The 15,954-nt window shown below is 43.5% G+C and carries 9 protein-coding genes; all 9 read right to left on the bottom strand.

Translation table 11 applies throughout. From position 1 onward, the window contains the following. Positions 1-71: 71 nt before the first annotated feature. Positions 72-2,579, bottom strand: coding sequence for a family 20 glycosylhydrolase (locus AAHJ11_RS19915; protein ID WP_320975014.1), 2,508 nt, complete (start codon positions 2,577-2,579; stop codon positions 72-74). Between the two features lie 17 nt (positions 2,580-2,596). Then, positions 2,597-3,499 carry a glycerophosphodiester phosphodiesterase family protein gene (locus AAHJ11_RS19910; protein ID WP_320975015.1) on the bottom strand — a complete coding sequence of 301 codons (903 nt, stop codon included), beginning with the start codon at positions 3,497-3,499 and terminating at the stop codon, positions 2,597-2,599. Between the two features lie 61 nt (positions 3,500-3,560). Then, positions 3,561-5,711 (bottom strand): fimbrillin family protein, encoded by a 2,151-nt coding sequence (locus AAHJ11_RS19905; RefSeq protein WP_320975016.1) that lies wholly within the window; start codon positions 5,709-5,711, stop codon positions 3,561-3,563. A 20-nt stretch (positions 5,712-5,731) separates the two neighbouring features. Then, positions 5,732-6,625 (bottom strand): fimbrillin family protein, encoded by an 894-nt coding sequence (locus AAHJ11_RS19900; protein WP_320975017.1) that lies wholly within the window; start codon positions 6,623-6,625, stop codon positions 5,732-5,734. A 19-nt stretch (positions 6,626-6,644) separates the two neighbouring features. After that, positions 6,645-8,096 carry a right-handed parallel beta-helix repeat-containing protein gene (locus tag AAHJ11_RS19895; protein ID WP_298044665.1) on the bottom strand — a complete coding sequence of 484 codons (1,452 nt, stop codon included), beginning with the start codon at positions 8,094-8,096 and terminating at the stop codon, positions 6,645-6,647. Between the two features lie 55 nt (positions 8,097-8,151). Beyond that, the gene (locus AAHJ11_RS19890; RefSeq protein WP_217721731.1) at positions 8,152-9,927 is read right to left on the bottom strand and encodes a RagB/SusD family nutrient uptake outer membrane protein; all 1,776 of its coding nucleotides are present in this window, start codon (positions 9,925-9,927) and stop codon (positions 8,152-8,154) included. A 13-nt stretch (positions 9,928-9,940) separates the two neighbouring features. Further along, positions 9,941-12,937, bottom strand: a complete 2,997-nt coding sequence (locus AAHJ11_RS19885) for a SusC/RagA family TonB-linked outer membrane protein (RefSeq protein WP_320975018.1) — start codon at positions 12,935-12,937, stop codon at positions 9,941-9,943. 31 nt (positions 12,938-12,968) lie between these two features. After that, positions 12,969-14,138 (bottom strand): glycerophosphodiester phosphodiesterase family protein, encoded by a 1,170-nt coding sequence (locus AAHJ11_RS19880; RefSeq protein ID WP_195649823.1) that lies wholly within the window; start codon positions 14,136-14,138, stop codon positions 12,969-12,971. A gap of 218 nt (positions 14,139-14,356) precedes the next feature. Then, the coding region (locus AAHJ11_RS19875; protein ID WP_413580062.1) for a DUF6377 domain-containing protein at positions 14,357-15,954 on the bottom strand (1,598 nt) is incomplete at its 5' end.

Raw genomic sequence — 15,954 nt, 5'->3', positions numbered from 1 at the left:
AAAATCCATAGCAGCCTTAGATACACAAACAAAAAACTTGTGTATCTAAGGCTGCTATACTATTCCACTAATTACTGTAAATAACAGCTGGTCACACTTTGCTTATCCCTATAAAACAGTTTTGCTTTTACAACAGCAGACTGGCACGTTACAGGGGTCTCCCATAGTGTCGAATCAATCGTCGGTTCAGTTCCATCCGTCGTATAACATATCTGTGCTCCTTCGATAGGAGTATTCGCATACAGAAGTCCATCTCTCACGAAGAGTCCGGGATGCGGTAAACGGAAGTTTACCCCCATCCGGCTCCAATAAGGCATTTCCTTTACACTGATTTTCTCATAAAATAGTGCCAGATCCCGGTCAAAAGCCTGTTGCTCTGCTGCTCCGGAAAGAGTTTCCCAGTCCGGATGTGCATTCCAACCACGCTCTACCAGTCCTATCACTTTAGGGAACATATAATATTCTACCCATTGAAATCCTCGAATTGTTTCGGCAAACAGTTGGGCTTGTACGCCTTTTATCTGTTTCCTGCCGGATGCGGTCAAAGCCGTTTTTCCTTTTCCTGCGGAACTGATCTCAACCGGATTTCCCGCCATATCCGTACGGGAAGAACGATAGACATCGAATGGAAGCATGGAAAAGGCTTTGGATTCATCCACATATCCGCCCCAGAAATGTCCCGGTTCATCGGGATGAGCATCATAAGCCAAATCCAGATAGAAGTTATTCACATTGCAGAGAATAACCGGATAACCGTTGTTGGCTATCTGATAAGGAATTTCATCCTCTTTCCATTCGGGAACAGTCTTCCACGAATTGATACCGGATGCGTGTTGAGCCAAATAAGTATGAGTATCTTTCTTATGCCCTAAAGCTACTTCTTGCCAGCCATTAAAAGATAAATTATGCTGTTGCAAACAATCAACCACCCGGGTAATGAAATATTCGGCCAAATCATGTGCCTTTTCCATTCCCTGTTCTTCCATGAGCGTTCTGCATAAGGGTGATCCCATCCATGCCCCTTTAGCCACCTCATCACCACCTAAATGAATGGTGGTCAGTGGCGCATCCGCTTCCTTATACATGCTCACAATTTCCTGAATCACCTTCTCCATAAAACGGTAAGTGGAAGGTAAGGCTACATTCATAACATTATCCGTATAGGCCTGTGCGGAAACATATCGGGAAGTATCCTGCAAGTCACTCAAAAGATATTCCTTCGCTTTCTCCGGGTCTGTATCGATGTATTTCCGATAACGTGCATTCATTGCTACAATTGCCGCACGCGCATGGCCGGGAGATTCGATTTCCGGAATTACCTGCACATGTCTTTCGGTTGCATATCGCAATAAATCAATAAATTCCTCCCGGGTATAATAACCATTTCCCGATGTAGCGGCACACGGATCATATCCACCATCATAAGCCGGATACAACCAATCTTTTTCATCGGTAGTATGTCCCCGTCGTGATCCGATGGCAGTCAGTTCTTCCAACCCCGGAATTTCCAGCCGCCAACCTTCATCATCCGAGAAATGGAACTGAAGCACATTCAGTTTGTAAGAAGATAGAATATCAATCAGTTTCTTCAAGTGATCCACCGTTGTATAATTCCGGGCAATATCCAACATCTGTCCCCGATATAATAAATCCGGATAATCCTTTATAGACATTGCTTCCAACCGAAACGGACTCTCCTGTCCTTTCAGCAACCCCAACAGGGTCTGCGTTCCGTTAAAAATACCATGCGGAGTAGTAGCGCTAATCCTGATCTGCTGACCGTCGATACTCAATTCATAATATTCCTCATTAACTGCTTTCTTTTTGTCAGAAAGGTAATCCAGAGTAATGGTTACCGGAGCTTCCGGCACTACTTCCAAACCATACCATCCGGAAAGTTTCTCTTTTAGCAGTTTTCCCTCATTGGCAAAATCCTCATGGAAAGTCAAAGCTAGTTGTTTTTCTAACAAGATATTACCTCCGGTAGTAATCACCTTTTTTATGGAAGGTATTATATCCGTCAAGCGAAACTCCGGAGTAATAGCATTGTTCAAACGAAGGTTTGTTTCGTACGTTTTCCGGGCAATCGTTCTTTGCCATTCCGTCATAGGTAATGGTATGTTATTCAATGTTACAGGAAGTGGCTTACCTTTCGATGCTCCCGACTGGCTCACCCAGTAGCTTCCTTCGGGCGCATGCGAATTCTTTGGCACTTCCCCATCACACTGGAAAATCACTTTCAATGAATCTCCCGGAGCTAATGAGATAAAGCCCTCTCCCGGATACATTTTAAAAAGGGTTGCATTCACCTGCTCCACTCTAACCGGTGACGAAGCATCTTGGCGGATAGTACGGGGAAACTGCGAATAATAAATCTCCCATTCTTTTCCTACAGGAGTATCTGATATATTCTTCAGCAGAAATGAATTTTCATAATATTTACCCTTTTCATCGTAGTTTCCCATTTCCCAAGTTAAAGAAACCGGAGCTCCCGAATCATTCGTCGATTTACAACCGCCTGCAAAAAATAGGATGTACAGCCACCCTACTGTCCATAAAGAAAATTTTATATCATTCATAAATGTAGTCTTAGTGATTAGTCATGCCACCCTTTACTTCTCAAATAATTGAGCATAAAAGCCGGACTGTCTGTTTGAAGGATTCGTGCTCCCAACTTGTTTATCAGATACCCATAACTAGCATCCGGGTCTTTCTTTGCAGCCTCATCATCATGCCCGCCTGCCAGAGAAGCCCACAAAGTATTATACCAGATCAGACTTTTCCCTGCCAGCCTGCGCTCCATTTTGGCAGGTACCGGACTAGAAGCATTTCTGTAACAAAGCTCAAACGCAACCGGATGCAACTGTTCCATATAATCTTCAACAACCTTCATTGATTTTTCCTCATCAATCGTTACGACAGGCATATAAATCACCTTATCCAGATAAGAACCGAACTCCCGCTTCACCGTCTCCACCGGTTGAGCACCTTTCATTATAACTAAATCAGCAGTATCGGTTTTCTTCAATATAATATATACATCATCAAAAATGCTGTAGGCCTTATCCAGATTAACCATAATCTTACCTTTGGCTGCCAACAATGCTTCTTCCAAAGTAGGAACAGTATGTTCCGTCAACTGGCCATCCTTATCCTTCAACCGGAATTGCTTTATTTCAGCCAACGTTTTATCTTTTACTTTTCCTGTACCATTGGTAGTGCGATCTACCGTATCGTCATGCATGAGAACTAACTCACCGTCTTTCGTCTTACGGATATCTATCTCTACAATATCCACCTTCATCTGAATAGCACTATCGATAGCCGCCAAAGAGTTTTCGGGAGCAATACTCCAATTTCCGCGATGCGCCACCACTAAAACCTTATCCAAGTGCGGATTCAATACATCTTTGCGAATGAGCTCCGCCCGTTGTGCAGCCAGGAAACCTGACTGCAAACAGAACAGCAACAAAAGCACTATAAACTTGCTTTTCTTCATATCTTTCATTTGTTATTTAATCTTCTTACTTAATTCAATATCTACTATATTTTGGTCACAGTTACAATCCTGCATCATAAGCACCAGCCTGCATCTTGTTGACATTACGGGTTGCTCCACGCTGGTCCACTCCAAAGCCGGCTTCACCAACCCAGTCTACAAATTGCTGCCCCACAGTTGCATCAAAGGATTTCACTGCATTTATCACAGCCTGCCTGGTTGCAAATTCATCAATAACACTGGTCACAGTCCATTGATAAACGCCATCCGTTAAAGTAGCAATAGGAAGAGTTTGAGATGAATAATCCGTATCCGTAGCAACTGCTCCCCAACCGGCATCTGCCGCCTGATATACATTGTATCCACCGGAAGTGATATTACCTACATAAATAGTTCTATTTCCGGCTCCTTTGGCAAATAAAGAGTTGACCACAAGAGAAGCATTTTTCCCTGCACGGAAAACACCATTCGGATTTCCTGAATTGCCGACAATCGTAGTATTAGCAAGCATAAAGTAAGCATCTCCGTTGACAGTGATACTATTTCCTCCTGTAGCTGCCGTGCCAAGTACGGTTACATTATTCATGCAGACATATCCATTTCCGGCATGAATACTAGTTCCCCAAGCGGTTGGTGCATAATTCTCATGCAACAAGCAATTATTCATAAACAGGAAGCTGTTTGCTGCGGTAGTAGTGATGGCTCCTCCACGCCCTGTCGCTTTATTGCTCACCATTTCCACCTGATTTAACAAGACTCTTCCTTTTGATACTTTAACGGCTGCTCCACCATCCGTTCCACCATCGCTTCCACGATTGAAATTCTTTATGACACAATTATTCAGTTGCAGAGTTGCATCACCTCCACCTGCCGCAACAAACACGGCACGAACACTTCCTGCATCATTCAATCCATATTGTCCATTGAAAGTACAGCCATCGAAAATAATATTTGTCTGATTACCCAATACTAATAAAGAGTTGGACGTCGCAGATGCTCCACTACTGGTATTTCTGACGAAAGCAGTCGTATATTTAGCAACGTCACGTTTCGTTAAATCCGTTCCCGTACTTGAAGGATCATATCCGCCTTCAATCGTTATTTCCACTTGTTTACTATAACCGCTATATTCTATCTTCACTCCGGAGTTTTCTTTCGCAATCTCATAAGATCCCGCAGCTACATAAATCTTTTTACCATCCAGTTTGACTGCATTAGCATTGGAAATTTCACTATTACTATTCGTTTGCAACAAGTTGCGTAACGCATCTACTCCCATTGCATTATCCCAATCCATACCGGTTGCATTTCCGGCAGGTTGCTCTTTCACATAGTAAGCCGCCAGTTGCAGTTCTTCCGCATCTCCGCCCGGCAAAGTACCGCTATCCCACGGAGAAACAATCGGTTCACTGATAGTTATGATCGAGCCTTCCACTTTTAATGTGAATTCATAACACTTTCCGGGTTTCAGTTCCGGTATACCGGGCAACACCATATCTTCGCCCAAATAGTTTAAGGAGACAAAGGTAGCAGTTGTCCCGGCTTTTCCGGGAGCCACAATGGCAGTATACATACAACCATCCTGTCCTGCCTTACCACCTTCGGGAACTGTAATGAAAGGGGATATTAAAGAAGTACCCGATACCACTTCCCCGTTTGTATATCCCTGATAGGAACCAATCTTTACTCCCTGAACCTTAGCTTGTCCGCCTACATCTGCAAGCGTCATAATCACTTTTGCCATTTTCCGGTTCATACCCAGACGGAGAATACGGGAACCATCGTCCGTTGCATTCTCTACGGTACACGTCATATAATCGGCCTTAGCCAGGTTTTCCAAACGTTGCTGGTTTGTGGGAAGCGTAAAATTAGCCGTACTGGCTCCGTTCACTACCGGATAAAAAGCCGAATAAGTTACCGGTTCCTCCCCCCATCTTAAATAATAATTATCGGTCGGCACCCATTTTCCTTCCGAAAGTACATAATTCAGATATCCATCCTCACAACTTAACTGAATTTCATCACCCTCATTAAATTGTTTCTGCAGATCTCCCGTTGCATCGGGATTACTACGTGTAAAGACGGTATTAATTACAGCTTCAATCTGAATAGCACCGGAATCTTCACTGTACACAGCTATATCCTTATCTGTATCACAAGCCGCCATACCCATCAACAAATAGGCAGCCAATATCAGTTTTGTAATCTTCATAGTTTATATCTCCTCCTTCTTTAGTTCCGGTCGATAAGTTGTCCGGTTGCCCAATTTCTGGCCATCTTAGCAGCCAATCGGACAGTTGTGTTTACATTGAGAGTCAAGGTATGTTCCACTCCTTTTTCCAATTCAATGGCTTCCTTTGCAGTCCAGATATACAGTTTCCCGTCATAGCTGAAGTTCACAGAGAAGCCCTCTGCTATTTTTTGTGGAGGCAGAATACATTCGCAAGATTCCGTCCCTTTATAGGGAGCCACAGTAGCCACCACGGCATCTGGCGCAGGAACAACCATCGGAACCGTTGCCGACATATCACAAATGCCATTAACAACAGCCCCATTGATAGACATATCCCCTAACTTATTCATCGCAGCATCTGTCGTTCCATTGACTGTGATTTTTATAATCAGCTTGCTCATGGCATGACTCAAAGAGATTTTCAGCTTTCCATCCGCAGTTAAATCCTGCTCCGGATCGACTGTTGCTTTCATCAACAAAAAATCGGAGGACTTCACATTCTCCTCAGTAGCCTGATTGGTAAGAGCATTGACTGCCAAAGAGGCATCCGGAGCGGCTTCACTCATATAAGGCGCATACGCTATCATCGTCACCGGCGTTCTTTCCGCATCCCAAAGCATCTGCTGACCGTCGGACGTACTCCAGGCACTTCCGGAACCAACCATTTGCTTATGATAGTTATAAGCAGCATTCTCGCTGTTCCGGATCATCAATCCGAAACGTTCCAGATTCGTTGCATCATACCCTGCACGCGACAAAGGTTCATTTACTTCTGTAATGATACGGATTACATGGTCTTCGGGGAAACTACCCGTTGACAGTAATTCATCCTCATTATTTGAGCATCCGGCTAGTCCGACGCCCAAAGCTATTATATAAAATATCTTCTTCATGTTACAGTCGTTTTAGAGTTTAATTGGCCAGAACAGCATCATAAGCACCGGCCTGCATCTTATTGGCATTACGAGTCACTCCCCGCTGGTCTATTCCGAAAGCATCTTCACCGATCCATTCCACAAACACTTCTCCCAAATTAGCAATAGGCGAAGCCACCGGGTTAAAGCTTTTCGCAACTTCTATCACCGCCTGCCTGGTAGCATATCCTTTTACCGAACCAATCTGATTAAGATCCCACACATACACTCCCTCCTCATTCAGCGCACCGTTCACCTGATTAGGATAAGCCGTATCGGACGCACTCATCGTTATCCCCGTCACACGCTGATACACATTATATCCTTTCGAGAAAGCCTCAAAATTACTACCATTCAGATTAAAACTCGGAGCCGAAGGATTTTCAGAAATCAACAGATTATTAATAAACTTCGTATCACCGCCAACTCCCGTCTCACAGCGCACAGCCCCATGACTGTCATTCGCATTTCCAATGATTGTGTTATTAGTCAGCAATATACTACCTCCTCCGTTCAAAGCGGCACCCGTCCCCATATTCTCTATCAGCGTGGTATTGTTTATACAAATATGTCCTTCCGACATCTGAATACCATTTCCCCACGAACCGTTATGAGAATTACCTTTCAGCAGACAGCCATTCATAAATACCACTGCCGTCTTGCTACTACAACGAACAGCTCCTCCACGACCTGCAGCCGTATTGTCCAACAAGCTTACCTTATTCAATCGTACCTGTCCCGACAATACAAAAACAGCCGGGCCACCCTGCTTGGCAGAAGTCGTTACTCCCGACTTACAATCTCTAATCACGCAATCGGTCAACTCAATAGAAGTATCGCCGGCACCGCCGCTCACGTAAATGCCACTACCACATTCGGTAGTACTCGCATCCGCTTCAGACACATACCCATATTGAAAAGTAACCCCTTCAATAGCTATATGCCCTTTCTTGACAAGCAACAAACCACAATCACCGGCATCCGCCTGCTTATTTCCGTTCACATCACCACTGATGACTGTCACATACGCATCTATATCACGTGCCGAAACATCCGTTCCTTCACTAAACTGGCTATACCCGCCCTTAATCGCTTTGACATCCTTGCGGACGATTACACCAAGCCCACTCTCTTCGGACATTATATATTTTCCCTGACTCATATAAATCGTACTCTTGGAGAGATCGATTGAACCGCTCAACAACTTACGGAAGCCAGCCGCATCCAGTGCCTGTTCCCAAGAACTGCCATCCATCTCACCTTCACCGAATTGAGTCACAAAGTAACTCTCCAATCCTTTCTGCATAATCACTTCTTCGTCCAGATCGTCATCGTAATCCGTCATCATAGGCGGGTCTATCATCTCATAATCTTCCTGGCATCCCTGTGCCAACAGAATCATGAAAGCCAGCATACATAGCTTCGATATTATGAATAATCTATTTTTCATTTTCTTTCTTTTTTAACTTGTACATTAGATAAGAATAATCGCAAATTCACCGATTTCACCGGGAAATATCCGGATAACCGGGATTCTGTTTCAGATATTCATTCTGTTCCAGTTGCGTCTGCGACAAGGGGAACAACTCATAATGATCGTCTGCATCTCGTGGTTTATCCCACCATGCTTCCTGATACCTGTCAAAGCGGATCAGATCTGTACGCCGACGACTTTCCGCCAGAAATTCCCGTCCCCACTCATCCAACATTTCTTTCAGATCGAGCACAACGTTACCTTCCGGCTGATAAGCGATATTCGCTGTAAAGTTTTCATAGTTGCGTTTACGTACGCTGTTCAGCAACTTGCCAGCCTCACCCGCCTGTCCGAGACGGAGAAGACATTCAGCCTGCGAATAAATAATCTCGGCCAAACGAATCTCCGTGTAGTCAGACTCGATATAATAACCTCCGGTAAACGGATAGAAAGGATACTTCACACAGTAAAGCCCGGAGTTGAAGTCACCATTGCCCAACTTGGATTCCTTATAAGCCGGATTGGAGATATAGCCTGATTCTGCATTTCCCTCAAATCGTCCGACCTGGTCACGCAAATAAATCACATACTGATTATCCGGATTCTTGGCATATCCTCCACTGACAGCGGAGTTGGCAATCTTACCTTCAAGAAAGAACATACCTTCACGTGTGTTATTACCCGTGTTTACATATTGCTTATATCGTATATCTCCCTGATATTTAGCAAACTTCCGCGTAACCATTCCCAAACCATAGTCAAACAGTTCGCGTGGTTGCTGGTTGTCATAGCTCGGTGAAAGTGCATATTTCGGATTCCGTTCGCCATTTCCTTCTATCTTCAGGTAATACGCACTGCCATAAGGCAAACCACGGCCGTAAACCGTTCTTCTGTCATTTTGCAGATGCCAGCTGGTCAGTCCATAAGAACCGGGGAAACCAAAGATTACCTCATTGCACATTTCATTATTCCAGTCGAAAGGTGCATACCAATTATCAGCAATCGCATAATATCCGAACTCTCCCCCAGTGATACGTTTACACATATCGATACATTCCTGCCATTTAGCCTGGCCGATCCATACTTCTGCATTCAGATAGAGACGTACCAATAAAGATGCCGCAGCAGCTTTGGTAAACTGTCCCTGCTGGCTGCCATTGCCGGATTGTCCACTCTTGGAGGGTAAAGCTGTCAGACAGTAGTCTTTCAATTCACTCTCGATGAAATCGAACATCACCTGCGGAGAAACTTGTTTCCGGTTTTCCGGCAGTTCGTTCACTGCCTGATCCGACGTAGTTGTTAGAATACAGTTGCGATGTGTATTCAACAGACGGAGATAACCCCAGGCACGCATACAACGCAGCTGTGCTTTAAAACTTTCAAATTCACTGTCGCTTAAACCAAAATTAGACGGGTTCAACTGTGCCAAGTCATCCAATACCATATTGCATTGGCCAATGCCTACATAAAAGTTATCCCATTCACTCAACCAGTCCCCTTGATTGATATCATCATATTGATGACGATGATACATTTCCCACAATCCTCCATCGTACCACCAAGTACCACGAGTAGGAGTAATCAGTTGGTCCGCCGGTAGTTCTTCATTCTCATGACGTATCCAGATGCAGCAGTACATGTGTTCAAAAGGACGGAATACAGCATTGATAACATCCTGTTTCGTATTATAATAGTTCTTGGACATCACCTGGTCATACACCGTTTCCGACAGATCAGTACAAGACGGTAACCCCAGCACTGTACCTGCCATCATACCCAATCCTATAATATATCTTGTTATTTTCATAATTGTTTTTCTTTTAAAAACTTACTTGTAAACCTAAAATAAACTGGAAAGCAGACGGATAATAGTTGTATCCTCCTCCGAAAGTACCCGGTGTCAGTCCATTCACTTCGTATGTAGAAGGGTCTACACCCGTAAATTTCGTAAACGTATAAAGATTGTTAGCTGTACCGAACAGGCGTATCTTTTCGATGTACTTCTTATTCAGGTTCATCGTATATCCTAAAGTAATGTTGTCTATCTTCAGGTAATCACCCGGTTCGATGAAATAGTCGGTAATCACATTCTTACCTGTTGTGATATGGGCATTCTTCGAATAAGCGGTGGTCAACTGATTGGTACTCATACTCTGTAATCCGAAATAGAAATCGTGCACGTTAAAGATGTCAAATCCGGCAGCACCACGGAGAGCAACAGTCAAATCGAAGTTCTTGTAAGTGAAGTTGTGCGTCATAGAACCGGTGAATTTCGGCAAACCGTTTCCGGTTACTGCTTTGTCTTCTTCCGTACCTTGGGATACAGGGATTACATTTCCCTTCTTGTCATAAATCAACCAGTCACCCTTTTTATCCACTCCCGCATAACGGTATGTGAAGTAGTTACCGATACGCTCTCCCTCTTCAATCCGCTGCAAATATCCCGGATTATTGGGGTTTGCCATGCTACAGGTGGAGTAATATTTCTGTCCCTTGTACACATCATTGGAGAAGCTGACAAACTTGTTATTATTAGTAGCGCCCACTAATGTGAAACTATAAGTGAAGTCTTTTGTCCGGACAGCATTGACTGTTATATCAAGCTCGAAACCGGTATTGCGCAATGTACCTACATTGGCATAGATTGTAGAGAACAAATTAGGTGGAACCGATACGGAATAGCTACCGAGTAAGTCGCTTTGCTTACGGTGAAAATAGTTAAATGAACCGGTCACCTTGTGTTTGAGGAGCGAGAAGTCCAAACCGATGTTCTGGTTGTGTCCCTTCTCCCAACGAAGTTCCGAATTAACATTCTTGCTCGGTCCCCATACATGGAAGTTATTGCCGCCATACTGATACCAGCCATAAGCCTTATAAGTAGCCAAAGACTGGTAGTTACCTATTTCCTGATTACCGGTTACACCATAGTCATAACGCACTTTCAAGTCATCAATCCATGAAAGTCCTTTCATAAATTTTTCATCCGAAATACGCCAACCGACAGATACAGCCGGGAAATTACCCCATTTATGATTCTCACCGAAGCGGGAAGAGCCCTCGTGACGTAAAGAGAAAGTAAACAGATAGCGCTCTTTCCAGTCGTAATTGACACGTCCGAAAAAACTGATTAGTTTATGGTCATTCTTATAAGAACTCATCATGGTCTTTCCCTCTTTGGCTGCTTCCAGACCGGAGCCCAGATTATTATACGTCAATCCGTCGGAAGAGAAATCCCAGTTTTCAGCTCCCATACCCGAACTTACACCGTAATTATAACTATAACCTACCATTGCACGGATTTGGTGATCCTTCATACGTGTAGAGAAGTTGGTCACCCATTCCAGATTGTTATTGGTGTTTTTATCAAAGTCTCGGCTCGCTTTTCCGGCAACGCCCGAATTCACATTAGGACCGTAAGTAGATGGTATGAACCATCCGTTGAACTTATCCACCTGATACTGTGAAACAGTAACCTGCGATTTCAAGACCATATTCGGATTTGCAGGATTAAACAACGGCAGCAAATTAACGGCAGCAGTAGCATTCCATTCCAGCAATTTAATCTCCGTACCATTTTCTTCCTCATTCAATTGCTCAACAATATTTGAGCTATCTCCTCCGGACGGAAAACGATAGTACCCATTAGCTGATTCGGGATCATAAACCGGCATCGTCGGATTATTCTTAATAACGCTGCCATACACACTGGCTGACTTGTTCCGGTCGATGACACGGGGAGTCATATTGGCTGCAAACGTAAACAGGCCATCTTTCGTTGTGTGGCTGATGGTGGCACGTGCACCATATTCCCGACGGTCGGAACGCAAGTCGATTCCCTGCGCTTTACGGTAATCGGCTGTTACGCGATAATTGGTCCTCGCATTACCTCCGGAGAAGGTTAACGTGTGCATATGTGTCACTCCCAAACGGGTAACGGCATCAAACCAGTCTGTACTGGCTCCCATATCGGAAAGTGGATTAGACACCGTACGATAAGCACGATATTCCTCCGCATTCATAATGTCCAGCTCTTTCTTTGCTTTATTGAAAGTGACGGCAGCACTGTAAGTAGTATGCACTTCCCCGTCACAGGTTCCTTTTTTCAGATTAACAAGGATAACACCGTTACTACCCCGTGTACCATAAATAGCAGAAGCGGCACCATCCTTCAATACATCGATAGATTCAATATCCGCAGGATTAATATTCGTCATATCACCTCCCGGCACTCCATCTACAACAATCAACGGACCCAACCCGGCATTACGTGATGATATACCACGAATCTGAATACTTCCCGTACTATTCGGATCGGCCAAAGCCGTATTGGAAACAGAAACACTGGATACCTTCCCCTGCAACAACATGGAAGCATCAAGACTGGATATTTGATTCAGGTCTTTCGCACCGACATGCGAAATAGCCGAAGTCATTTCTTTCCGTTTCATCGTACCATAACCCACCACTACCACTTCATTCAAAGCAGTGGATTCTTCTTTCAACACAATTTTTAGTAATTGCCGGTCCTTGATAGCCACTTCTTGTGTTTCATAACCGATATAAGAGATTTTTAAATGTCCGTTCTGCGGAGCACTCACCTGAAATTTACCGTCCATATTGGTAATGCTACCTTGCTTTGTCTCTACAACCACCACCGAAGCTCCGATGACAGGTTCCCCCTTTTCATCGATCACCGTACCGGATATTTTACGTTCCTGCTGCACTTCCCAGGAAGCTCCCCTTGCCTGGATGCCGGAAAACAGCATCAGCAATATACCTAACAGACAGGTACACGTTCTACAATAAATATTTCTCATAAATAGATGATTTTTATATTAGATGATAAAGTTAACGAAGCCCTCTTGCCTGTAATGCCGGAATCAACAAGTCCGGTAAATCCGTCTGTATCATACATACCATCGGATAGATTTGCAAGAGTTCATCCAGATAAGTCTCGTTCAACGTCCATTCGGACACACTACTGCCACTGGCAGGAAGCATATTCACCGTAGCAAGCATTCCATCATTGATTGAACTTCCCAAAGGAGTGCTTTTCCCATTCGTCAGGTAGCTGTATTGCACGAAGTAGTTGCCCGGTAATCCTATCATCGGTTTATGACTTCCTGTCCATGTATACACATGTGCCTTGGAAGTAATGCCCAATACTTCTTCCGCCTTCTGCGCACTGTTACAATAGAAAAATACAGATTCCATCATATCCAGTTTCATCACGATATCCACCACTTGTTGCGAAGTTGCTGTACGCGGAGAGTAGTCGAGATTGTAATAGATTCTACCACGTCCTGCTTTCAGAAACTCTTCCAGAGTAGGCATCTTTTCATCAGTCACCCGGCCATTCCGGTCTTTCAAGTTGTACTTCTGTATTTCCGCATAGGTCATTTTCGTGATGTCACCTGTGCCATTCGTTGTAGCATTGATCGTCTGGTCATGGCAAACCACTACCACTCCGTCACTTGTCACATGAGTATCACACTCGATCACTTCAGCTCCTGAATCAATGGCATCTTCTACGGAAGAGACTGAATTCTCAGGAACAGTTCTGTCGGACGTATGTGCCCGGTGTGTCATGACCCATACTTTTTTGTTATCCGGCTCTCTGAATTGCTTCATCGCCTCCGTCAACGCCAATAGATTATAGATACGGATTCTCTTCTGCACCTCATACTGACCTGCCGTAACGTGTAGTGTGTAGTCACCACTCTGGGTATAGGCATAAGTGATAGGGGTGGCAGCTTTCCCCTCCTTGACCGTCCCGTCACCAAAATCGACAGTAATATCGGTATTTCCATCAATGTTGTTGAATTTGACCTCTACCACCTCTTTCAGCATGGCACGAGTACTTACTTGCAGGTAAGGATTCTTTTTCACAGGATCATCGTCAGAGCAAGCGTTGCAAACTATCCCCAATAGAATAGCCCAACAGCAGATCCAGCTTATAGGCCGGCGTTTTGTTCTTCCTTTTTCCGGAACAAAAAAATGCAGTAATTCATTTTTCATTTGTATTTCTATAAAGGTTAATAAAAAAAGAACTCCCGAAAGCGGAATCAGTTCGTTCCGTTCGGTTATGACAAAAATAGAGGGAAATGCCCCGATAAAAAATAGCAAAGGGAATATAAGTGGAAATGCATAATCCACTCAAAGAAATAACTATCTGATAATAAACATATTAATACTTAACAAGCTCACATTAAAAGGTAGATTCGGCACAGATTTTATTAACGGATTTTTGCCACCAAATCTTCAAAATCATCTCGTGAAACACGTGCTTTGGTCTTCACTCTTGAACGATAATTATAGATCGTATTTACCGAGTAATGCAGAAGCTCTGCAATCTGCGAACTGTCTTTTATTCCCAAACGTATCAAAGCAAAAATACGCAATTCGGTATTCAGTAATTCATCTGGTTTCAAAACAATCTGTTCTTCGGGCAACAATAATTCGTTAAGCGATTCCACAAAGTTAGGGAAGAGATGCAAGAAAGCGGAATCAAAGTTCGCATACAATTCTTGCACTTCAACGGTTACAATATCATTGCTAAGGTGTGTCATTTTCAACAATTCTGCCACTTGCCCACGTTGCAGTTTCTTGTTTACCAACTTTCTGTATGCTTGCAAACGGTCTACATATACAGAACACAATTTAAAGAAACGGGCGATATAGGCTTCTTTAATGAGATTGGACTCTGAAAGTTCCAGATTGGTGGAACGAAGATGGCGGTTCACTTCTTCGAGTTCTTCATTCAAAGAGAACAGCCGTTCGTTTACTTCCTGTAATCCTTTCTTAGCGATGGAAAGGGCTTTCATCTGTCGGTAAATATAGATTAACGCTACCACCAACAGTAAGGCCAGCAAGGCTACGCACGTAATATAAATCAGCAGTTCCCGATTTTGTTGCTTGATAATATCCTGATAATTCCCATTAATCATGGAAAGCGGGGTGATGTTCATCCAACTCCGCAACCTCGTTTTATAAAATTGTGATATCTCCCATGAGAAATTGATATAGTCATAGGCACGTTTCAAATCTCCTTTGCCATGCAGTTCTTGTGCCAGTACCATCAAAGAAGATTGTTCTTTAATAGCGGAACGTACATCTGATATAGCTGAAAGTACTAAATAATATAAGTGTTCGTCTTTCTTGCCCATGCTCTCAAAAAGACGGAAACGTTGATAAGCCACCAATGCATATTGGGGAGTGCCAAAAGAAGCTTCTGCGAGCCGGCGGTCACTGAATTCCATAGCCTCATCATATTTCCCGGCCTCTCTTAGCTGCGTCTCACGCAACCACAGGTAAGTAGCCGAAGACGAATCTAATGTAACCTCCATAGAATCCCGATATACATGACTCAACTTTACATAGCGGGAAGCAAACATTTTATATCGTGGTTGTGCGGCTCCCGCTTCAGAATATACATGTTCATAACATGTATAATAATGGCCCAAAAGAGATGTTGGAAGGGTCTGGCGATCAATGGAATTTAATATATCTGCCGCTTCCATATACATTCCGATGGAAGATAACAAATAAGATAACTCCAATTGAATTTTAAGTTCTCTCTCTTTATCATTCAACTGTCTTGCAAGCAGCAAGTTTTCATTCAGATAATGGAGTGCAGAATCAGAACTGTATGCTTTATATTCAAGATAGATAGCGTTATTCAAATGATAGCGTTCAATAGAAAGAGGAGCTGTCTTTCGGGCTTCTCTTTTCAACTCATGGAGTTTGTTTTCTTTAATCTGCACATAAGTATCGGCTTCCTTAATCGTTTTATCAAGTACGTTTAACAGTGAGTCCAAGCGTTCATCAGCAAAAG

Source organism: Bacteroides sp. 90-K9/2, assembly GCF_047310725.1.
Lineage (GTDB): Bacteria > Bacteroidota > Bacteroidia > Bacteroidales > Bacteroidaceae > Bacteroides > Bacteroides vicugnae.
Note: the sequence above shows the minus strand (reverse complement) of the source record. Positions and strands in the feature narration are given on the sequence as shown.